We start from the raw sequence: 20,898 nt of genomic DNA, 5'->3' as shown, positions 1-20,898 counted from the left end.
TCAGCAGACGATGGCTGGCATCGACGTTCCGTCCCAGCGAATGCGGTGGCGTCGGAGCCGAGGTCTGGCGAGAAAGCTACGGTGTTCGTCGGATCTGGGTTGGATGGGTCTGCCGTAATATGATGGGGTAACGCGGATGACGTCGAAAAGGCCCTTTGACGGCTTCGACTTCGAAGGCTTCTGGGACGACTGTCCGTATTCCCTGGAGAACTATGTCGAGCCTCCGCCAAGCGACGAGCTGATCGCCTCCATTGAAGAGGAGATGGGCGGGTATCGGCTGCCGGCCGCCTATGTCGATCTCGCGCGCCGCCACAACGGCGGTATGGTCAAGCGCAACTGCCACCCGATGAAGGAGCGTACAGGCTGGGCGGAGGACCACGTGGCAATCGAGGGCCTCTACGCCATCGGCCGCACGTCCAAATATTCACTCGGCGGTGAGCTCGGCGCCAAGTTCATGATCGAGGAATGGGGCTACCCGCCGATTGGCATCGGCATCGCCGCCACGCCGGCCGGAGGCCACGAGCTGATTATGCTGGACTACCGGACCTGCGGAAAGCGCGGCGAGCCGCAGGTCGTGTACGTCGACCAAGAGGCTGACTACAGCATCGCCGTCATCGCGCCGGACTTCGAGACCTTCATTCGAGGCTTGGTCGAGGAGTCCGAGTACGACACCGCTGATGAGGATCGGGCTGCTGCGATCGCAACCGTCGAGCAGGGAACGTTATCGCCGATCGTGGTGCGAGCTTTGGCCGCCGTCGGCGACCGTCTGCCGCACGGCGAGCGAATGTTGCGCACCTTGGCCCGGCAGATCGTGGACGAGAAAGGCTTCTTTGCCCTGCACGACGACGAGCGCTCGCATCTGATGTATGGGCTGATGTTCTGGCTCTATTCGAGCCTTTGTACCGCCAAGTCCTTCGAGGCTTTCGTGGGCCGTCCCGAGACCGGCACCTCCTACGACTCGCCCTGTTACGAGCTGATGATTGCTTTCGACCTCGTCGCCGAACCTTACGGCTTCAACACGCGCGGGTACGCCGAGGGCTTTGTGAGGGACTGGTGGGACGCGTGCGTCGCCCGCGGCGACATCGTCAAGATGGCGGAAGGCTACCGTCTGGCCCCCAAGGCCGAGGCGGCCCTGCTCGGGCGCTTGGCGACATTTGCTGGCGCGCAAGGCAAATAAGCCGGCGCGATTGATTCGAGCCGGCGGCGGAGGGAGAGAAACCGAGTTCGAACATTCTCCAATCGACTAAACCACGCCTGCCTCAGAAACTGCTGAAATTTCAATAACTTAGATTTTGGCCTCGAAGGGCACTCCCGCTTAGCTGCCTGCGCCAAGCGAACCGGCCGTCGGCGCGAATTCCGGACATCGCCCAGTTTCTGTCGTGGACACGTCCCCTTCTAAGGCGAACAGACGAGATCGCGCTGCTCGCCGGACGGCGGCTTTTGAACCCGAAGCGGACAACCGTCTTCGGCTCCGATGTGCTAGTATGAAAAACCCGGTCAAAGGCTCCCTGGGTCCCATGAAACGGCGCGAGTTCATCACGCTGATTGCCGGCGCTGCGGCATCGCCGCTCGGGGCCCACGCGCAGCAGCGGGCTGGCCGGCGTCCCCGCGTTGCGCAACTGGGACCTATACCACCCAGCTTCTTCGATGAGCTGGACAGAGTCGGCTTTGTCAAAGGCAGCAACCTCGAGATCGACAGTCGTGGCGAAAGCGCGGCCGCCGTATCTTATGTCAGCATGGCCGTTGAACTGGCCAAGGCCAGTCCAGATGTGTTGGTGGTGGTTGGGGCCGAAGCAGGGCGTGCAGCACAGAAAGCCACACAGCGCATTCCAATCGTGGTAATCGCGGACGACTTGGTTGGCAGCCAGCTTGTCGCCTCGATGCCGCGTCCCGAAGGTAACACTACTGGTGTCGCCATCTTTGCATTCCAGCTCGACGCCAAGCGTTTGGAGTTGCTGCATGAAGCACTGCCGAGTACCCGGCGAATAGCTGCTCTCGCCGACCGCGTGCCGATACCAAACATGGATGCTCTCAAAAGCGCGGCCAAGAGGCTCGGCGTCGAGATCGTTCCGTATGCCGCACGATCAGAGGAAGATCTCATCCGGGTAATTGACGCCATGAAGGTCGAAGAGGTCGAGGCCGTTAACCTGCTGGCCTCACCGATCCTGGCATCGAAATTCCAGTACCTGATCCGCGATCGGCTGGCCCTCCGTCGTCTGCCCGCCATTCTACAATGGCCCGAACAGGCGGAAGAAGGCGGACTGATGGCATACGGTCCTCGCCTCAGCGCGGTCTTCGAGCAATGCGCGCGCCAGGTCGCAAGACTATTGCGAGGCGCACATGTTGCCGACGTACCTGTAGAGCAGCCGACAAAGTTCGAATTGGTCATCAATCTCAAGACAGCTAAAATGCTAAGTGTCGACATTCCGCCGATACTACTCTCTCGTGCCGACAGCACGATCGAGTGAGTGTAGAATTCTGCTTCTGGCTCATCTGCGAAGTTGCGCTGGGTCTCACGGAGGTCCGCTGTCGCGGCAGAGCGGACCAGATTTGCTCAACCTAAAGTTCTTCGCATTTTGACCGAGGCTGTGTGAGAACTCTTTGACAATTGGCAGTGCGGACGCCCGCCATCGATTTGGGCTGCCAAAGAGCAACCAGAAGGTTCTGAAGGCTGAGGCGTCGGTACAATATACCTTACATCTGCATCGCCTTCAGCAGGGTTGCGCACCCCAGAATCGCCATGACCCGTTTCATATTGTAGGCGAGCACATTCAACGCCATTTCGGTCGCAACCTTGTGTCGTCTTTGCATCAGGAAATGCGTCGCCCCCATCCAGGCCTTTATGGTCCCGAACGGATGCTCGGCCGTTTGACGGCGTAAGGTCATCTTGTTGGGGTCTTGGTCGAGCCGCCGCTGAACCTTCTCCAGCACGGCCTCGTGCTCCCAACGCGCGATGCGCCGCTCGGGGCCAGTGGTGCACTGAGCTTTGAGCGCACAGCTTTGGCAAGCCGCCGTCCAGTAACGGCGCAGCATCTTACCATCCTCTTGGCCGGTGAAGCGGTAGGTCAGCCGTTCGCCGGCGGGGCAGCGATGGATGTCCTCGGCCGCAACATAGACGAAGTCCTGCTTGCCAAAACGACCTGCGGCTTTCGCACCTGAGGTCAGCGGTTTCGGCAATGTGACCGTGATACCGGTTTCTTCACAGGCACGGAGCTCTTCGCCGTCGTAGTAGCCGCGATCCGCAACGACCTCGAGCGTCTCGACAACCATCTCGGCACGAGCCTGCCCGGCCATGTTGCCGAGTTGGTGGCGATCGGTGCCCACGTTGGTCACATCGTGAGCCACGATAAGATGATGCTGCGTATCAACGGCAATCTGAACATTGTAGCCAACGATGCCGGTGTCCTTGCCACTTGTCACCATCGAGCGTGCGTCAGGATCGGACAGTGAGATCTGCTTGTCCTCGCTCGTCATCATCTCCGCGTTGATCGCGTTGAGTCGGACGATCTCTTCCTTGAGCTTCTCGATCTTGCCCTTCAACCGCTCAACCTTCGCCTCCGGGACCGCGTCGCCATGCCGATCGGCGGTTTCAAGCTGCGAGAGATAGCGGGCGATGCTCTCATCGATCCGCTCAAAACGCCGCTTCATCTTGGCCTCGGTGAAGTTCTTGTCCCGTGCATTGACAGCCTTGAACTTTGATCCATCGATGGCGACGCTCGCGGCACCGAACAGCTCAAGCTTGCGGCACAACGCGACGAACTCGCGACAGACCTCACGAATGGCCTTGCCATTGTCCTTGCGGAAGTCCGCGATGGTCTTGAAGTCCGGCGCCAGCTGCCCGGTCAACCAGAGCATCTCGATATTGCGCTGGCATTCCCGCTCCAGGCGACGGCTCGACGGAATCCGATTGAGATAGCCGTAGATGTAGAGCTTGAGCATAGTGCTGGGGTGATAGCTGGGCCGGCCGGTGTCGAGTGGCTGGACACCGACGAACCCGAGCTTGTCGAGGTCGAGACTGTCGACGAACACGTCGACCGCTCGCACAGGGTTATCCTCGGCCACATAGTGATCGAGCGATGCCGGAAACAGCGTGCTCTGCCCGCGGTCCACCCCTTCGACAAAGCGCTTCATCAGATGCCCCCGCGAAATCGCCGGGAATCCTATCGCGCGAATCACTTTAAACAGAGCGTTTTCACACAGCCCGGGCCCTGAGCTGAACAACTCGGCAGCCCCCGCCATGTCAGCTGGTTGCGGAAGACCGGACCTTATAGATGATTGCGGTGGCCGCCGCTCGTGACCAAAACGGACCCCAGCATCTAGCCTTCTCGTGCAAACCGAACCTTAACCTTCGGTTGCTCTAATCAAAGATCTCTATCACGGCGTCTCTGAAGCTATGGCTTGCCCAGATCGAGTCCGAGCTTTGGCTGAAGCTCGAGAGGTTGACGTGAGCGCTACAGTCAAAATTTATATCGAGATTCTATTCCTACAGCTTCCACTTTATGCACTAATCGTTGGTTGCGCCTACGGTTCTTGGCTAGAGTTCAACCGTCGTCACTATCTTATCGCGATTTTCCTTGCCGGAATCGCTGTTCTGCCCGGTGCGACTTACGCTTATTCGTTCGCGGCTTCTCGGTTCGTCGCTCCCGCTGCCAGAAGAGCCGAAGTGGCGTCTTGGCCCCGTGTGAAGATTACTCAAGATAACAAGCCGAACACATTCCTCACCACATGGCAAAACAGCGGTGGTTCAATAGCAAAGGCGCTGGTTCAACTTGATCGTTTTGAGAAAGCCTACGGCTTGGTTGCGGACGACTGGTACGCTTTTGAACGGATCCAGGGGCAGGTATGCCCTCAGAGTCAGCACCATCCGCTTGACCATGCTCGACAAAATGAGACGCGGGAAACAACGCCCTGTGTTTCTGTCAAGAAACTTGGACGGTATCTTATGCCGCAGATATCGGAGCCACACCTGCGATTGCTGATCGACGGGACTGCTCCTTCCCACCACCGAAGTGCCAGTGGGACCACCGGCCGCACTCTAGAGCTCAGGTTAGTTTCCAAAGAAGCCAGCCAACTCGTTTCCTTCTGGGAAGTGGCGTATTTCGACGTTCCCGTATTTCCGCCGATATTGGTCAACGGAGAGAAGGGCTGGGTCAGAGAGCCATTCGGGACGAATCGTATGCCTCCCCCCGATCCGCTAAAGTTTGTTCTAGATGCAATCGGAGATGCTTAGTGCTTGGCCCAGCGTTTCGGCACACTCGGTTCGTCGGACCACCTTGCTGGACTTGACCGTGCTCGGACTCTTGCTGGGGCCGGCTTCTGACGCGAAGCTGACAGCGATCACGGGGCAAGCGGCGCTAGCTTGAGCATGGACACCTGGTTCAAGGTTGTGACATATTTGTTGCGCAACCGCCGAAATGAGGCCGCTCGATGGATCGCTTACCGTACGTTCTCATGGTCGCCACAGGAGCGATGCTTGGCGTCGTTCTGGTCACGTTTTTGATGGGGAGATCAGCTGGCGATATTCTCTATTCGGGAATTTCCACAGCCGTTATCTGGGCAGTTGTTCACGCTGGCTTCTTGCGCTGGAGAGGCCTGCCGCTCGACATATCCTTGCGCGAGTATAATCGCCACTGCGATCCGGGGACAGGTTGACAAATTGCGGGGAATGAAACGCACTCGTGACTATGGGTGGGCCGGCTAACAAACAATTGAAATCGGCAGCTTGCCCAATCGACTAAGATGGCACTGCATGACCGAGTCTCGCGAACCGAGAAGCGTGCGTCCTGACCCTCCACCCGAAGGGGTGGTACGATCCGACGTGAGCGGCGCCATCAGTCCGACACATGATCAACCGCCCATCGGGTGGCAACCACCTCTAACGACAACGTGGGAGCGAGCCATCCTATGGGCCGCTATAGCTGCTAGCGTGCCCATTGGAGTTTATTTTAAAGGTTCGGCTTATCTACTGGACGGTCTTGTGTTGGGGCCGTTCCTTTATCTGTGGTGTCGTTCTTCACGCAAGCAGTAAGCCGCCATCGCCTCTTTACTCCGATGTCACTTGTTGGCCCATCTGCGAAGTTGCGCTGCGTCTCACAGAGGTCTGCTTATCGCGGCAGAGCGGACCAGATTTGCTCAACCTGAGTTCTTCCCATTTTGACCCACTGCAGACCATCAGGCGGGGAGAAGGAGTACTGCTCGGAGGCACCTCTTAACGTGCGGCTGCGAAGATGCGCCACTCCCCCGGAATACCCTTGAGAGACCGGGTGCCGCGGTCCTCGAAGCGTAACCCAGAACCGGCCACCAGATCCTTGACCGTGCTCGATACCAAGACCTCGCTTGCACCGGCAAGGGCCGCAACCCGCGCTCCTATGTGGACAGCGATCCCGCCGACATCATCACCAATCATTTCGCACTCGCCTGTGTGAAGCCCAGCACGAACCTCAATGCCGAGCGGCCTGATTTCCTCGGCAATGGCCGAGGCGCAGCGAACGCCACGAGCTGGACCGTCAAAGGTCGCGAAAAAGCCGTCTCCAGTTGTTTTCACTTCCTGGCCTCGAAATCGTTGGAGATTGCGCCGGATCGTTGCGTGATGATGGTCGAGAAGATCACGCCAACGTTGATCGCCAAGTTCAGCGGCCTTCTCCGTTGAACCCACGATGTCGGTGAAGAGAACCGTTGCGAGGACCCGGTCGACCGGGACCGACGTCCTTGAACCAGTCAAAAATTCCTCGATGGCATCGGAAATTTCGCCCGCGTTTTCTCCGACGTAGAAAATGTGGTCGCTTCCCGGCAGCTCAAAGAGCCGGGCGCCGGGAATGTGCGCCGCCACGTCGCGCCCACCCTCTACACTGACAGTTTTATCCCCAGTCCGGTGGACCACGAGTGTTGGTACCCGAACCGCCGGTAGAATACCGCTGATTTCGATCTGGCTGTTCATCTTCATGAGAGCTTTCACAGCGGCTGGGCTGGCGCCGAGCCGCTCGTTGCGACCCCACCAGTGTTGGAAAGCCGCATCATTGGCGCGAGAAGGCGCGAATTTCTGGACGCTGCCGCCTGTGCCCCATGCCTGCTCGACGTAACCGAAAAACGCCTCGAGTGCTTCGTCTGTCGGAAACCAGTAGGAAAACCGTGAAAAGCTGCCATAGAGCACCAGCGCACCGCAACGGTCGGGGTAGGTTGCCGCGAACAGGACCGACAGTGGGGCGCCTTCGGAAATCCCGAGGAGTGCCGACTGCTCCATGCCGGCGGCGTCCATGACCGCTCGAAGGTCGTCCATACGTTGGTCGAGGCCGGGAAGCTCGACGCCTCGGTCTGACATTCCGGTGCCGCGCTTGTCGAAAGTGACCACTCGGGCGTAGGTGCCCAAACGATTCAGAAAGCGAGCGAGGTCGGGCTGTTCCCAATAGTTCTCTACGTTAGATACAAACCCCGGAACCATAACCAGGTTGATCGGACCAGCACCGAACGACTGGTAGGCGATGTGAATATCGCCGCTCTTGGCGTATTGCGTGACCGGCTGCATGGGCGTCCCTACAGGTTCACCGGGCTTTACCCGGCCGAATTTTGAAACCTGACCTGACGATGGAAAAACGGCAAGCCCACAATGTCGACTTCTGGCCCATCGCCGCCGCCTTTCTCAGCCGAGAATATGTCGGCCGTCAGAGGTAGACCGGGCCTAACTTAAACCGGACCAAACCGTAGCGATTGACCCTAAGCGGACATGCAATTTTAGGGAGTATTAACACCTGCCGCGCACGTTGGCGGTGACGATGATCGCGTGTCTGGAGAGTTGCCTTGAGATCATTTTCGCGAATTGTAGTGATGGTCGTTGTTTCGCTCGTAGTGCTCACGACCGGCGCGGGCGGATACGCGCGCAATTTCGCGGGACTCTTCGTCCTATTCAGCATGTTTTGGGGACTGCCACTTCTCGCTCTCATTTCGTTGTTCCACTTTCTCGACAAGCGCTTTGGACCCCGCGCTCGCTATCCAATAGCAGCAATCGGGCTTTGCCCTCTCTTGCTCGTCCTCTACATTGGTCGAGGCGATCCGACGTTTATGATGGCAGCTGTTCTGTCGGGACTCGCTTGGTCTGGCGCTTGGTTAATTACATCCCACAGCCTAGCATCGAAGCCCTCGCAGTCGGTCCGAACGGCAAATGGCCAACCAGCGACGTGAAGAAACACGCCCGCTGTGGTCCGCTTATGGACCTAAGCTGGGTGTAGGTTTGGCCCTTGCCATTCTTGTGGGTCTCTATTTCTACGGATCGCCGCCTTATAGAGCACTAAAGAAAGAGTGTATTGAAACTGGCATGGAGTATTCCGATGCTCCATCGGACGACGATTTGCACCGCTTGTGGATGGCTTGCCGCAAGATAGGCTTCGGTGCTCCGTTGTGAAAAGAGGCAAGTGACCTAGGTCGGCCGTTGGCCCATCACTGCCGCATCCACGACCGAAAATATCTCGGCTGTCAGGGGTAGACCGGGGTCTAGCTTTAGCCGGGCCAGATCGCCGCGATTGACCCGGAGCCGACATGGCGGAGCCAATTGCGGCTGCCCAGCACCTCATTCATCTCTTCGATAAAAATCGCGTGCGGTCAGCTCGTTAGCAAGCGTGTTTCGAGAGTGATATTGATTTCCGTCCAGATGAGTTTTCATGGTCTTAAGCCACGGCAGCTTTGCTTCAATGCCAGCAGTCAACGGGTCTTGCGTTACCTCAATGACAACGTCGCGGAGTGAAACTCCAGAGCCGAATGTTGCTGCTAGATTTCCGGGATCGATCTGTTCAACCGACTTCGGGTCATCAAGATCGCGAAAGCGGACCAACATCGGAATGTAATCGAGATGCAACACGCGACGCGGGCGCAGCTCTCTCAACAGCCTTACTTTTGGGAGTGGATCGATCTCGCCTTTGGTCAGATCGTCAAAGGCACGAAACAGCATCCCCGCAGGATCGCCTAAATCTCCAAATCCAGCTTTCGGTCCATGCAGAAGCGCGAAGAGCGTGCCGTGAGGACCGAGATCGACCACGACGGCTTCGCCGCTGACATCATTTCCTGCGCCGCCCATAGACCCAAAGATGGGTCTCATATCAGACTGCTTGACTTGGATGACGCGAGAACCGCTGACGAGCCTGCCATCAACCTCTACGTTAACCGTTAGTCGGTATCTGATTGTTTCGCTCAGGCGACCACAGCCAGTTAGTGCGCTCACAAGAACGCAGAGCGCAGCCAGCCGTTTCGCAAGTAGAGCCATCGCCGTACCAATACCACGCCAAATCTGGTCGAGCTTGCTGGCGCTTCCACAAGCTTTGGTTGTGTGGGCAACTGACTAAGGTTCAGTAAATGTTGGTCCTCGCCGCCCATAAAGGCGCAAAGCTGGGCAGAGTTTCACTTCCGCTTGTGGCCCATCGCTTCCGTTTGGGCGTAGCGACGTGTTGTCCGGAAACGGGGGTAAACCGGAAGCGCCCGCCCGCTGGGCAAATCGGCAGCTTTTGAGCCAGAGCGGACCAGATTTGCTCAACCTGAGTTCTTCGCATTTTGACCCGTAGCGGTCCTGCGACCGCCTTATCGATTCGAACTGCAAGTGCAACAACCGTGGAAACGTGATACTCTGCTTCCCGTCGTCCTCAATCTGCGATGAGGATCGAATGAAGCGGCGGGAGTTCCTCGCGGGCACTGCGGCGCTGCTCGTTCAGCCGGGGCATTTGCACGCGCAAGGGAAGCCTCGGCGGATGGGCTTCCTTGGCATCTGGGCGGATGATCCGACTCGCGACCCCATTCACGCGGCATGGCTGAGCGGGTTGCGCACGAAGGGTTGGATCGAGGGCAAGAACCTGCTTGTCGAGTATCGTTACGCCCCGGATCGTTTGCCTGCTTTAGCCGCCGAGCTGGTCGGCTTAACTCCCGATGTGCTCGTCGCCTCTGGACCACGGGCAGCCCAAGCCCTGAAATCAGTAACCTCCACCATTCCGATTGTTTTCGTGGCTGTCGCCGATCCCCTGGGACTGGGCCTCGTGCAAAGCCTTGCGCGGCCAGGTGGCAACATCACGGGTGTTGCGACCATGGTTCCCGATGACTTCGGCGCGAAACGCCTCGAAATCCTCCGCGAGCTCGTTCCCAGTGCCCTGAAAATCGCGATCTTGATCAACCCTAACAATCCGATGCACAGACTTAACTTCGGAGAATTCTTGGCTCGCACCGCCGAGAGGCTCGGTGTGACTTTGCTGACAGTTGAGGCGACGACGCCCGACGAACTTGACCTTGGATTTGCCTCGGCCGCCGCCCAACATGCCGATGCCGTGCTGGATATGGGTGATGGTCTGACGTTTTTCGAAGCTCCCCGAGTGGTCGCGCTCGCTGCGAAGTATCATCTGCCGACAAGCTACTTGTTCCGACGATGCGCCGAACTCGGGGGATTGATCGTCTACGGCCCCGATTTTGCAGACCTGTACCGCCGTGCAACCGGCTATGTCGATGAGATACTCAGAGGCACCAAGCCCGCCGATCTGCCGGTAGAACAGCCGACCAAATTCGCGCTGGTGATCAACTTGAAGACTGCAAAGGCGCTCGGCCTCACCGTGCCTCCCTCCTTGCTCGTTCGCGCCGACGATGTCATCGACTAGAGATGCCGCTCGCTGCGGCATGAGTCTGCTTGTGGCCCGGAGCCGTCGGTGAGGGCAGCGCAGAGCGCGTCTGCTCTGCCCCCGAAGTCAGACGTCGACTTGTTCTGCTATCGCGAGCGCGTCGTCGACCTCGATGCCGAGATATCGAACGGTACTCTCGATCTTAGTATGCCCCAGAAGGAGCTGTACGGCTCGCAGGTTGCCGGTCCGACGATAGATCAAGGTCGCTTTGGTCCGGCGAAGGGAATGCGTTCCGAAAAAGTGCGGGTCCAGTCCGATCTCGGCGAGCCAGCGGGATAGGAGGCGGGCATACTGGCGGGTCGTCATATGACCACCCGGCCGCCGGCCAGTGAACAGGTATTCTCCTGACTTCTTGCCCGTAAGCCGCAGGTAATCGTCGATTGCCTGCCGGGTCGATTCCGTCAGTTCAAACCTGACTGGTCGGCCGGTCTTCTTCTGTCGGACCGTCGCGCGGTCGGCCGAATATCCGCCCGGCGCAAGGTCATCAACTTTCAAGGCTACGACGTCGCAGCCGCGCAGCTTGCTATCGATGGCGACGTTGAACATTGCCAGGTCACGGCTTCGGCCTTCGACCTGGAGCTTGGTTCGGATTGACCAGACATGCTTTGGACGGAGCGGCGGCTTTGCGCCGACAATCTTCCCCTTATTCCAAGGCACGTTCTTCGAGAGGGTGGGGATGGTGTTCGGGTACCGGCCATGTTGACCTCCTCAGCTAGTGAGGCTGGTCATTTTCCGCCGGGAGCTCTTCTATTCAGCGTTCGCTTTTAGATGATTGAAGACGTACTTACGTCCAATTCGAACGATGGCGCGACCGATCTTATTCCGAAGCGGGCATTGCAGCCTGCAAACAAGGCCCCTTAGCCAAGCAACCTTCTCAAACCAAGGTCCGCTCGCAACAGATCGATGGCAAACGCGCCGGCATGCAACTTTGCTAGGGCTGCCTTTCGTTGGATGCATACGTCAGGATGATCGATCGATCCATTACTCGTTAGCAGCGAATCACCTAGAGATTGTGCAAGCCACTCGTGGAGTTGCAATGGCACGTTCTGAGCGTCAAATCGTCCAGCAGAAATCCGCGCCGCTCGATAAAGATCATCGTGCAGCGATGCGCCTTGAAGAACTTCATGCCGCGGCGATCGAACATTTGCGCAGTGGCCAACTACTAAAGGCGCAGTCTCGCGTCAAAGAAGCGTTCAAGCTGGATGCGGATAGCGCTAAGAGCCTGCACCTCATGGCCGTTGTAGACGCTGCCGCTGGCCGCGCAGACAGAGCGATAGATTGGGCTTCCCGCGCGATCCGGAAAGATCCCCAGCCTGCCTACTTGGCCACGCTGGGACATGCGCTTGCGAGTGCTGGCCGCCTTGACGAGGCTTTGAGAGTCTTTGACAAGGCTATTCAGCTCAAGCCGAGCGATGCCGAACTTTGGCGGCAGATGGGAGACGCGCTGATCCAGGCTCGAAGAAACAGCGAAGCTGTGCTCTGCTTTCGTCGCGCGTTCGAACTTGATCCGGCGCATGCTGACGCTGCGTATAAGGCAGGCCACCTTCTGCATGGGGGCGGGCAAGTTGCGGAGGCGCTCGCATATTTGGATCACAGCCTCAATTTGCGGCCCGATAACGCGCAGGCTCTGCACACGCGTGCACTCGTTTTAAACGGCCTGGGAAGGATTGAGCGACGGCAGATTGCCGGCGCGCAGTCCAACTGGATCCCAAGAACGCTGATACACTAGGCAACCTTGGTGCTCTGCTGCGAGCGCAGGGCCATTTGGAAGAGGCTTTGTCCTTCTTCGACCGGTCCTTGAAGATCAAGCCTAATGCCGGAAAGGCCATTGTCGGCCGGGCAAGCGTACTTGCCGACCTGGGCCGGGTCGAAGAAGCAATGTCTGCTTACAAGCGGTCGGCAGCCATTATCTCAGAGCATTCGAGATCCGTCTGGAATCTTGCTTTGCTTCAGATGCTCACTGGCGATTTCAAACGCGGCCTGAAGAGGATGCAGGCGCGTTGGGACGTTCCGGGCTTGCCGAACGGATATCCGCCGCTTCCCGGGCCTAAGTGGCTTGGTGACGGGGAGATCGCCGGAAAAACGATATTAGTTTGCGCCGACGAGGGGCTGGGGGACGCAATTCAGCTCGTGCGCTACATTCCGCTGCTTGCTGGCCGAGGTGCGCGCGTCGTTCTAATAGTGCAGGACGCTTTGCGGCCGCTATTCGCCGAAATGGAGGGCGTCTCAGAATGCTTGCCAGGATCATCGGGAGCTCGCTTGCCTCCTTTCGATCTTCATTGCCCTCTTAGCAACCTGCCGCTCATCTTTGGAACCCTCCTGGAGACCATTCCAGCGGCCGTCTCCTATTTGCCGCTGCCCTCTCAGGAGCGTGTTCAAGCTTGGGAGAACCGGCTTGGTCCGCGGGCTCGACCACGAGTAGGGCTTGTCTGGTCAGGTAATCCTGAACATTTGAATGACCACAATCGGTCTATTCCATTTCGTATGCTCACGGGCCTTTTGGATGAAAAGGTGAGCTTTGTCAGTCTTCAGAAAGACGTCAGGCCCAACGACCGAGCTGAACTGTTGGCTCGAATCGATATCTTCGATGCGGCACAGCATCTTACTGATTTTGCGGAGACGGCAGCTCTGATTTCGTGCCTCGATCTCGTCATCACTGTTGATACCAGCGTTGCTCATCTTTCGGCCGCCCTTGGGAAACTGACCTGGATTCTGCTACCTTTTATACCGGACTACCGGTGGCTTCTCGACCGCGAAGACAGCCCCTGGTATCCGACCGTTCGCCTCTTCAGGCAAAACGAGGGTCGGGAGTACGGCAGCGTCATCGACCGCGTGCGCCGAGACTTGCAAAGCTTGATCGGCAACGAACTTGATCGGGCACAACAGACAGGCAGCGCCCGCTTCTGACCCTGGCTGTGTGAAAACGCGAACGATCGAAACACGGCTAGAATTACATTCTTCAGTTCGTTCTCTAAGTTGAATGCGCTCGCGAGGTTGACCGCTAAGACGGTCTTGAACGAATGACTTATTCTATCGCCGCCAAGCGCCTTGGCGTTTTCACACGGCCAAGACCCGAAGCAGACTATCCCCGAGCCTCATCGATCTTTTGCGCTAGCTTATGCGCCCACTTTGGAGGCTCAGTACCAAAGAGGCTCGCATTTACTATTCCGCAAAGTGCGCCTAAGCCGAAACCGCCGAGACCAAGCCCTACCAGTAGCCCGAGCGCAAGGAACACGTACAAATCGCCGGACGACAAAGAAAGGAGCATCACTAATGTCGGCATATTGGAGCCTATAGCGAACCACCAAGCCAATTTTGGTCTTTTGCGAGCGAGCAATAAAGTCAGCGGCCATCCCGAGATGAAGCCAATGCCGGTGCAGATAAAGACGTACTTCATAGTCCGACCTTCGCTCAGGCGAGTTTAACAAAGATGAATATCATCGGTTGCACTACGCACAAATGTGCCTTGTGGCCCATCTGCGAAGTTGCGCCGCATGTGCCGGAGGTCCATTCTCCCTTCCTTAACGGACGCCGCGCTGTAGCAGTAGGGCGCTGGGCTCCGTCACTTTTTGGCACTCACAACGGATTGACTGCCAACCCAGTGAGGAACAGGCTGTTTTACGTCATGATCCGCCACCTGCCTTCAATGTTAACGCGAGAAGAACGTCTTAAACGGAGCAAGGAAGCCGCGCTCGCGCTTCTGAGCGCCGGTCGTATGCGTGAAGCGGTTTCGTCGATAATGACGGATATCCTTGATGGCCCAAGCAGCGCATTGCCTCATGAAGTCCATGCGTTCGGCATCTGTGCTGCCGCCGCTGGCGACACAAGCGCGGTGCGAGAATACATCGAAGGCTTTATCTGATATCTCTCAGCTCTAAGTCCGCTTTGGCCCATCGCGTCCGTTGACGCGGTGCCTGACCATGTTCGAAGTTGAGGGTAGACCGGACCTGACCGCTCACGCCCGAAACAGGCGCTGTTGACCCAAACCAGACCTGCCCTTCGCACAAAGTGACATTGCTTGAGCGAGCTGTCAGGCGGCGATCACAAATGGATTTGCGTACCCTCAAATCTCATTTTTTAATCTTGCCGGTTACGAATGAAATCAATTGCCAGATCGTCGCCTCACCCTGCTCAAAGAAGCAGCGCTCAGCCGTGGCTGGGACGCGCAGATGAGTGTCGCGCGTCAATTGTATTCTGACGTTTATCGTTGGAGGCTCGCGGTAGAAGGTTATCTGTTCGCCCCAGAAATCTTTGAGGTCGCTGGCTTCAAATTGATACAGATCCAATATAGGTCGTCCGGATGGTGGCCTGAGTTGGGAAATGCCGCGAAACTCGGAGGCCATCGGCGTATAGTCGACAAAGAGCGGCTGGCGCACGGTCGGCTCGATGGTCTGATGGGTTAAAAGCACCTGTCCGATTTCCAAGCACCTCGGGACCTCAAACGGGGGCGTGAAGAAAACGGACCCATTGTTGGGAACGGTTATCGTTGATTCTGTTAATTGATCCGGCTTCTTTTGATAGCCGCTGATCCAATTGATGGTCTTCTTTTCAACGACAATCGTAGTTGCTCCAAACCGGAGCTCTAACAAGCTCGATTGCGGCTCTTGCGGTGAAGACGGATCAATCGGTGCTGCTAATAGTGCGGCGCTCGACGTTACCCCCCAGTGGATGGCTAAAGAAAGCGAAATCAGAAATCGCTGGGATGCCAAGCTAGGCACAACGAGTCTCCAGAAGAAACGACATCCAGTGGTTGTGCCTTAACGCATGCTAACCTTCGGTAAACTCAAGTCGCAGTTCCGCTGCTGGCCCATCGCTGCCCCATCCCCAAGACCGAGGAAACGTCGGCTGTCAGGGGTAAACCGGCCCTAACTTAAACTGAGCCAAACCGTCGCAATTGACCCGTAGCGGACGCCCGGGCCGTCAGCGATGTTTTATGATGACAGAAAGTCTGCTGATATTCTGACGTAAATCACTGCTGGTTTGTAAACTCTATTGCCCGACAAAGGCCGGGGATTGGCGTCTATCGGCACCGATCAAGCGAGATGCTCGTATGTCCTTCCTGATCTTCATTGGTCGTCTCGATACAACGATCCGTTCCGGCGAAGAGGGGCTCTTCTTCAACCCCGCTCTTGGTGGCATCGATGATCTCGGCTTTAGCGGCGATACAGACCACGACCTGTCGCACCGCCCGCCTCGGCCGGAGAGCCTTCCATATGACAGCTGGTGTCTCGATAGGTCATTCTGCGTCAAACCTGACAAGTTCGTCAGTTCAACGGGGTCCGTGGAAGTCACGGAGACCTTAGTCTACGACAATCGCATGCGCGGGCAGATCGACTTCACCGGCTTCACGGTGATCGTCTCTTTGCAAGAGCACCTTTTCCAAGCTTATCTCAACTATATCGGTGAAAGGCGGGTGCCTGTGCGGAGCGATGAGGACGTCTGGGATGGTCGCATTCTGTTTCGCATCCCGTCGGACCCTTTCGCCTTTCCGATGCCTCGCGGCAGTTCAAGCCCATGGGAGATGCGTAAATCGGTCGTCGGCCCATTGAAGTTGATCAGGCGCTTCTCGTTCGATGAGATCGAGGTACAACCGCTCCGAGACGAGCAAGGCCGCCGGATGAAACTTGACGAAACAGCTGACGAAGTGCCTTCAGCGCTGCCGGGCTTGTATCTTCGAGTTTGACGGAGCCTGAACTCTCAGATCGACGTATGCTTGCTGCTGCTACAGAGTAGCCGTTAGAGATGTCGCCTATTGGCCCATCCCTGCCATATCCCACGGCCGAGAATATGTCGGCTGTCAGAGGTAGACCGGACGTAACTTGAATCGAACCAAACCGACGCGATTGACCCTACGCGGTCCTCGAATCTAAAGGATTCGTTGTGTTAGATGGTGCGCATCGCAATTTCTGAGATATCATCCGTTTGGCGGGAAGTCTGGTACTCGATGCATCTTTACTGTGTGCAGGGCAACAGCAGGAGGTGAGACCATGGCCACCAATGCTTTGTCGGATCTTACGCGGCTGATTAACGGTTATCAGATCTCGCAGGCTATTCACGTGGCGGCCCGGCTTGGCATAGCCGACCACCTTAGTCGCGGGCCCCTAGGCAGCAACGAACTTGCTCAGCTCAGCGGATCGCATCCGAGGACACTTTATCGGCTCTTGCGGGCGCTGGCTTCAGTCGGTGTTTTCCATGAGGCCGAGAACAAAACGTTCTCGCTCACCCCGATGAGCGAGTGTCTTCGTTCCGACTCGCCGACTCCACTCGACGGCTGGGCCGCATATGTTGGCCGACCTTATGCTTGGCAGACGTGGGGCCATCTTGAACACAGCGTCCGCACCGGCGAGAGTGCCTTTCGGCATCTCAACGGTCAGAGCGTATGGGAGTATCGCAGCACCCGCCCGGATGAGAACGCGATCTTCAACCGAGCCATGACGGCCAATTCACGCGGCGCGATCGACGCTATTATCGCCGCCTACGATTTCAGCAGCTTTCGTCACGTCGCGGATATCGGGGGTGGTGAAGGCCAACTGCTGGCGGGAATTCTCGGAGCAAACAAGGGCCTGCGCGGAACGCTGTTCGATCAGCCGCACGTGGTTGGCAAGGCGGCCGAAGTTCTGAACCAACATGGTGTCGCCGACAGATGCGAAATCGTCGGAGGCAGCTTTTTTGAATCCATCCCGGAAGGGGCTGACGCCTATGTGATGCGGGCGATTATCCACGATTGGGACGATAAGGAAGCGATTTCTATCCTGAAGATATGCCGCCGCGCTATGACCGCTGATGCCAGATTACTCCTCATTGAACGTGTGGTGGACGCGCCGAACGAGGGGCCGATCTCGAAATTCAGTGACCTCAATATGCTCGTCATGCTCGGGGCGCTTGAACGGAGCTACGACGAGTATTCCGCGCTATGTCGAACGGCCGGATTTGAGATGCGCGGCACAGTTCGCGCAGGCTCGCACTTCCAGGTCATCGAGGCAGTTCCAATTTAGACTGAGCCAGTGCGGGTCCTATCTTCACGGCCGCAGGGTCTGCATCCGATGCGCTTTCACAACCTGAGGTCTGGTTATGGCTCGAATGCGAAGTTCGGGCGGCGTCCTCAGTTGTCGGCTTATCGGGGTGGACCGGAGGCAATCGGCCGACCTTCCAAACGACGCTCACGACCCGTAGCAAAACTTCGTTGCGACGACTCGCTATAGTCTTGGGTTGGTGTTCATGATCAAATGTGACGTTTCAACCAGTACGCAGTTCGGGGCGAGGTATGAGGCGACGGGAACTATTGGTCATTGCCATTCTTGGTGCAGCAAATCTTCCTCGGTCGCTTCGGGCTCAGCCTATAAAGGGAAAGATAGGTTATCTACATCCCGTTACGACAAATCGAAATCACATTACCTTCTCAGTGCTTCAGGCGGAGTGGCGTCGCCTCGGGTACGTTGAAGGGGAGACTGTTTTGACCCGTTCCGGCGAAGGCGAATTGCTACGACTTCCCGAGTTGGTCCGAGATTTGATCGGCAAAGGAGTCGGCGTTCTTATTGCCGTCGGAGCGCAAGCTGTCCGCTTTCCTCGTGCGGTTCAACTGGCTGATCGAATATTGCGAGGCGAGAAAGCAGCTGACCTCCCGGTGGAGCGTCCCTCGAGGTTTGAGTTCATTGTGAATTTGAAGACAGCAAGAGCGCTGAATCTGACTGTGCCGCCGAGTCTACTGCTTCGGGCCGACGAGGTTATCGAATAAAGATCCGTTGCTGGGCCCGTAGCGGACATTTGTCGGAGAGCCCGCCAATTGTCTTTTTTGACTCACTGACGACTTTCCGGCCTCAAAGCAGGCGTGAGTTCGTGGTCGTCTGTCCATCAGGATCGTGCGGCGCGGTTTGAAACTTCAAGCTGTAGGGATGATTCGCGTATTGAAAGTTATGGAAGAAGCAGGCCAACGGCCGAGTTCCTGCATTCGCACAGCTTAAGCAACAGAGCTGGAGCGCCACCAATACCGCCGTCTGTTCTGGCTCCGCGGCATCCTCGGATGGCTTTGCCGTCTTGCTACAGCGCCGGTATCCAAGAGGAGGAGGGAATGAGCATTCTTTGGACGATCATCATCGGCTTTATCGCGGGCGTCATCGCGAAATTCATCATGCCGGGTGACAATGAACCCTCCGGGTTCATCCTCACGACGATCTTGGGCATCGTCGGTGCCTTCGTTGCCACTTACCTTGGCCAAGCTCTAGGCTGGTACCGTCCTGGAGAGGGTGCCGGGCTGGTCGGAGCAGTTGTCGGCGCCATCATCGTCCTCTTTGTGTATGGTCTCTTCGCCGGACGACAAAGGCGTGCCATATCAAGTCAGGCCGCGCGGAGCGATCTGCGTAACCATCTTGCCTGACCAGTTTGAAGGAGCGCGCCATCCTCCGCGCGCTCCTCCTATTCCGTTCACGAAGGCAACTTTACCTCGGCGCACGCAGCTGCCGCAGCATCCGTACCCGCCTGTGTAACCCGGTCCACGACTTCGGCCCCGGTGTCGCCGATTTCTGCGACGAGGGTATCTGAAGCTTCCCGCAGCGCCTGCGAGACCGCGCCAGCGCGTCGATTCAGGTCGGCCTTCAGGTCATCGCTGACTTCACCGACATACTTGTTCTCCATGTCGGACGCGCGAAACGCGCCTGCAACCGCTGCGCCGACCGCGACGCCCACGATCCCGAGGACGAGGGGTTGCCGCTCCAGCATGTCTGTAAGCGACGACTTGGCGCTGTTTAGGGTGTCCTTGTTCGGAAGCGGGTTGCCGAGCTTGCTAAATTGCTCCTGCGCGAAGGCGACGCCTTCATCGAAACGATCCCGGACGCTGCCCGCAGCCTGCGAGACAGTATCGGAAACGGCGGCTGTCGCGCCACGCAGGCTCTCTGCGCCCCCCTGCGCGCCTTCGTTGTCCATTTCGGGGGCGGTCGGCGGCGCCACGGTCTGCTTGATCGCTGACGCTGCCGACCTGAAACCACTGGTCCCTATATCGGTGACGGGTTCGACGGCTTCGGCAGCGGAACGTGCAACAGTTTTCAGCCCTTGGTCGCCGGCCAACAGCCAGAGCGCTCCGCCTCCGATCAGCGCGGCGGCAAGCGGGTTGTCCTTGGCAGCCGCCACCAGATTGTCGATAAAGCCGATCTTTGTGCTACTCATCGCACCATTCCCTTCACGGTGTCCTTGTCCTTTTCGAGTTGGCCGATCGTTTCTCGCGGGGCCAGCTGACGTGCATCAAGCCGGTTGATGCCGATTGCGACCAGCACGGCGGCAATCGCCGCCGCGATGATTGCCGAGGTCAGATAAGAGACGGGCTGCGACCACCCCGCCGAGATCAATGCGGCGGACAGAGCAAAAAGCGCCATCACGATCGCCGGGATCACCAGAACGGCGCCGCCCACAATCAAGCCCAGCGCGCCGCCAATCTTCTGAAGCTTCTCGCCAACCTCCGCTTTCGCCAGGTCGATCTCGTTCTGGAAGAGCTTGGCGAACTGCGACATGGCATCGCCGAGTAGCGTCGAGATCGCCCTCAACTCCCTTTGGCTGGTTTTGATATCGCGCTCGATGCTCATGGTACTGTGCTGCCCTGTGTGGGAGAGGTTTGTTGCCGATTAGAGCCAGTCTGCATGGATTCCCGAGCCCAGGTTTGTTGCCCCGCGGAATACGACGTCCCGGTCGGGCTCTGACTGCCTTCCGACGACGATCTCTCCTTCGTGTCGCGCTGCCCAGGGGATGACGACTGTCCGCCTGACGCCTTCAGGAAGCGCACGGCCGCGAAGCCTGCCAGCACCGATATTCCGAGAAAGGCCGCAGGTTGACGTCTGGCGAAATCGGTTGCGCCTTCGACGAGATCTCGGAAGCTTCCATCCCGGATCTTCTGCGCAGCGTCCTCGACATAATCGGCGGCGGCGCCGATGCCGCGTGCGGCGAACGGGACGTCGCTCTCGAAAGCCCGGCCGGCTTCGCGGATGTTGCCTGCGAGGCGCTCGACGAAATCTGCGCCCGAACGTTGCTGCTCGCGCGCCTGGCTCTGGATCTGGTCCATGGTTCCTTCCGCGACCCCCTTTGCTGCATCCGCCGCCTCACCGAACTTGTCGCGCGCGACGTCGGCCGAAGCCCTGAAAGCGTCGCCAGCACGCTGTTTCACCTCTGCTCCGGCATCACTCATCTGCTCCTTGATTTCTTTTGCGGTGCCCTTGTCCTGGTTCTTTGCGAACTGCGTCACATTGTGCGGGTCCAAATCGCTCATGATAGTTTC

Annotated in this window: 19 protein-coding genes and 1 pseudogene; 12 read left to right on the top strand and 8 right to left on the bottom strand. The window is 57.9% G+C overall.

Going from position 1 to position 20,898, the window contains the following annotated elements:
• The first annotated feature begins 136 nt into the window (after nucleotides 1-136).
• Both AB7M16_RS20990 and AB7M16_RS20985 read left to right on the top strand, forming a co-directional pair.
• Entirely contained in the window at nucleotides 137-1,177 is a 1,041-nt protein-coding gene (locus AB7M16_RS20990; RefSeq protein WP_453945098.1) for an SMI1/KNR4 family protein, read from the top strand.
• Between the two features lie 307 nt (nucleotides 1,178-1,484).
• The gene (locus AB7M16_RS20985; RefSeq protein WP_453945097.1) at nucleotides 1,485-2,468 is read left to right on the top strand and encodes an ABC transporter substrate-binding protein; all 984 of its coding nucleotides are present in this window, start codon (nucleotides 1,485-1,487) and stop codon (nucleotides 2,466-2,468) included.
• A 226-nt stretch (nucleotides 2,469-2,694) separates the two neighbouring features.
• Here AB7M16_RS20985 and AB7M16_RS20980 read toward each other — a convergent pair whose 3' ends face one another.
• Nucleotides 2,695-4,131 carry an IS1182 family transposase gene (locus AB7M16_RS20980; protein WP_453945096.1) on the bottom strand — a complete coding sequence of 479 codons (1,437 nt, stop codon included), beginning with the start codon at nucleotides 4,129-4,131 and terminating at the stop codon, nucleotides 2,695-2,697.
• A 313-nt stretch (nucleotides 4,132-4,444) separates the two neighbouring features.
• Between AB7M16_RS20980 and AB7M16_RS20975 the strand changes: the two genes are divergently transcribed.
• Complete coding sequence (locus AB7M16_RS20975) at nucleotides 4,445-5,230, top strand: hypothetical protein (protein ID WP_453945095.1); 786 nt, start codon at nucleotides 4,445-4,447, stop codon at nucleotides 5,228-5,230.
• A gap of 978 nt (nucleotides 5,231-6,208) precedes the next feature.
• Here AB7M16_RS20975 and AB7M16_RS20970 read toward each other — a convergent pair.
• Together AB7M16_RS20970 and AB7M16_RS20965 are read right to left on the bottom strand one after the other, a co-directional pair.
• Entirely contained in the window at nucleotides 6,209-7,522 is a 1,314-nt protein-coding gene (locus AB7M16_RS20970; RefSeq protein ID WP_439401998.1) for an adenylate/guanylate cyclase domain-containing protein, read from the bottom strand.
• Nucleotides 7,523-8,560: 1,038 nt separating this feature from the next.
• Nucleotides 8,561-9,085, bottom strand: a complete 525-nt coding sequence (locus tag AB7M16_RS20965) for a hypothetical protein (protein WP_453945094.1) — start codon at nucleotides 9,083-9,085, stop codon at nucleotides 8,561-8,563.
• Nucleotides 9,086-9,644: 559 nt separating this feature from the next.
• On the opposite strand from AB7M16_RS20965, the gene AB7M16_RS20960 reads away from it, so the two are divergent.
• On the top strand, nucleotides 9,645-10,619 hold the full coding sequence (locus AB7M16_RS20960; RefSeq protein ID WP_453945093.1) for an ABC transporter substrate-binding protein: 975 nt from the start codon (nucleotides 9,645-9,647) through the stop codon (nucleotides 10,617-10,619).
• A gap of 87 nt (nucleotides 10,620-10,706) precedes the next feature.
• Here AB7M16_RS20960 and AB7M16_RS20955 read toward each other — a convergent pair whose 3' ends face one another.
• Nucleotides 10,707-11,318 carry a tyrosine-type recombinase/integrase gene (locus AB7M16_RS20955; RefSeq protein WP_453947236.1) on the bottom strand — a complete coding sequence of 204 codons (612 nt, stop codon included), beginning with the start codon at nucleotides 11,316-11,318 and terminating at the stop codon, nucleotides 10,707-10,709.
• Between the two features lie 358 nt (nucleotides 11,319-11,676).
• Here AB7M16_RS20955 and AB7M16_RS20950 point away from each other — a divergent pair, with 358 nt between their 5' ends.
• From AB7M16_RS20950 to AB7M16_RS20935, 4 genes and pseudogenes are all read left to right on the top strand, one after another.
• Complete coding sequence (locus AB7M16_RS20950; RefSeq protein ID WP_453945092.1) at nucleotides 11,677-12,369, top strand: tetratricopeptide repeat protein; 693 nt, start codon at nucleotides 11,677-11,679, stop codon at nucleotides 12,367-12,369.
• Nucleotides 12,342-12,410, top strand: a pseudogene (locus tag AB7M16_RS20945) (hypothetical protein); the annotation flags it as partial. The gene AB7M16_RS20950 and the pseudogene AB7M16_RS20945, both read left to right, overlap by 28 nt.
• Nucleotides 12,411-12,416: 6 nt before the next feature.
• Complete coding sequence (locus tag AB7M16_RS20940; protein WP_453945091.1) at nucleotides 12,417-13,547, top strand: glycosyltransferase family 9 protein; 1,131 nt, start codon at nucleotides 12,417-12,419, stop codon at nucleotides 13,545-13,547.
• A gap of 718 nt (nucleotides 13,548-14,265) precedes the next feature.
• A complete protein-coding gene (locus AB7M16_RS20935) occupies nucleotides 14,266-14,502 on the top strand; it encodes a hypothetical protein (protein WP_453945090.1) in 237 nt (78 codons plus the stop codon).
• 208 nt (nucleotides 14,503-14,710) lie between these two features.
• On the opposite strand, the gene AB7M16_RS20930 is transcribed toward AB7M16_RS20935, so the two are convergent.
• The gene (locus AB7M16_RS20930) at nucleotides 14,711-15,358 is read right to left on the bottom strand and encodes a hypothetical protein (RefSeq protein WP_453945089.1); all 648 of its coding nucleotides are present in this window, start codon (nucleotides 15,356-15,358) and stop codon (nucleotides 14,711-14,713) included.
• Nucleotides 15,359-15,690: 332 nt separating this feature from the next.
• Between AB7M16_RS20930 and AB7M16_RS20925 the strand changes: the two genes are divergently transcribed.
• The 4 genes from AB7M16_RS20925 to AB7M16_RS20910 all read left to right on the top strand — a co-directional run bounded on the left by AB7M16_RS20925 (nucleotide 15,691) and on the right by AB7M16_RS20910 (nucleotide 19,014).
• Complete coding sequence (locus tag AB7M16_RS20925; RefSeq protein ID WP_453945088.1) at nucleotides 15,691-16,323, top strand: hypothetical protein; 633 nt, start codon at nucleotides 15,691-15,693, stop codon at nucleotides 16,321-16,323.
• A 304-nt stretch (nucleotides 16,324-16,627) separates the two neighbouring features.
• The gene (locus tag AB7M16_RS20920; protein ID WP_453945087.1) at nucleotides 16,628-17,635 is read left to right on the top strand and encodes a methyltransferase; all 1,008 of its coding nucleotides are present in this window, start codon (nucleotides 16,628-16,630) and stop codon (nucleotides 17,633-17,635) included.
• Between the two features lie 269 nt (nucleotides 17,636-17,904).
• Complete coding sequence (locus AB7M16_RS20915; protein ID WP_453945086.1) at nucleotides 17,905-18,375, top strand: ABC transporter substrate binding protein; 471 nt, start codon at nucleotides 17,905-17,907, stop codon at nucleotides 18,373-18,375.
• Nucleotides 18,376-18,708: 333 nt separating this feature from the next.
• Nucleotides 18,709-19,014, top strand: coding sequence for a GlsB/YeaQ/YmgE family stress response membrane protein (locus AB7M16_RS20910; protein WP_453945085.1), 306 nt, complete (start codon nucleotides 18,709-18,711; stop codon nucleotides 19,012-19,014).
• Nucleotides 19,015-19,061: 47 nt separating this feature from the next.
• Here the strand turns inward: AB7M16_RS20910 and AB7M16_RS20905 are convergent, their stop codons facing one another.
• Genes AB7M16_RS20905 through AB7M16_RS20895 form a run of 3 tightly spaced genes read right to left on the bottom strand, consistent with a single transcriptional unit; the run spans nucleotide 19,062 to nucleotide 20,889 of the window.
• On the bottom strand, nucleotides 19,062-19,799 hold the full coding sequence (locus tag AB7M16_RS20905) for a hypothetical protein (protein ID WP_453945084.1): 738 nt from the start codon (nucleotides 19,797-19,799) through the stop codon (nucleotides 19,062-19,064).
• Nucleotides 19,796-20,212 carry a phage holin family protein gene (locus AB7M16_RS20900; RefSeq protein ID WP_453945083.1) on the bottom strand — a complete coding sequence of 139 codons (417 nt, stop codon included), beginning with the start codon at nucleotides 20,210-20,212 and terminating at the stop codon, nucleotides 19,796-19,798. The genes AB7M16_RS20905 and AB7M16_RS20900 overlap by 4 nt, the downstream gene beginning before the upstream one ends.
• On the bottom strand, nucleotides 20,209-20,889 hold the full coding sequence (locus tag AB7M16_RS20895; protein WP_453945082.1) for a hypothetical protein: 681 nt from the start codon (nucleotides 20,887-20,889) through the stop codon (nucleotides 20,209-20,211). The genes AB7M16_RS20900 and AB7M16_RS20895 overlap by 4 nt, the downstream gene beginning before the upstream one ends.
• Between the last annotated feature and the right edge of the window lie 9 nt (nucleotides 20,890-20,898).

It is taken from the genome of Bradyrhizobium sp. USDA 372, assembly GCF_053629095.1.
The sequence above is the reverse complement of the archived record's forward strand: the minus strand, read 5'-3'. Positions and strand labels throughout refer to the sequence as shown.